This is a genomic window from Dermacoccus sp. UBA1591, from assembly GCF_002322065.1.
Taxonomy (GTDB): Bacteria; Actinomycetota; Actinomycetes; order Actinomycetales; family Dermatophilaceae; genus Dermacoccus; species Dermacoccus nishinomiyaensis.
Genome location: NZ_DCNR01000109.1, coordinates 1 through 282 on the forward strand (window position 1 = coordinate 1; position 282 = coordinate 282).

1 protein-coding gene is annotated in these 282 nt (G+C 73.8%); it reads right to left on the minus strand.

Annotation, left to right across the window (positions count from 1 at the left end):
- The coding region (locus B2284_RS12020; protein WP_349676100.1) for a TerD family protein at nt 1-282 on the minus strand (282 nt) is incomplete at both ends.

The following is a 282-nucleotide window of genomic DNA, read 5'->3' on the forward strand; positions in this document are numbered from 1 at the left end:
TGACGACGGCGCGCAGCGAGCGCAGCTGCGACAGGGAGCGGCGCGCGGCGCCGGGGCGCGGGTGGATGAAGACGATGACGGCGACGCGCCCGACCTCGGCGGGGACGGCGTCGAGGTCGATCTCGACGACGCCGTTCGAGGCGCCGAGGCGGGTCGACTGCTCGGGTGAGGTGGGTTGGTTGCCGAACACGACGTGGCTGCGTCCGGGCAGTTTCTCGTCGACGAGGGGGAGCGCGGCGACGCCGAGGCGTTCGTCGAGGACGTTCTCGCGTCCGGCGTCCC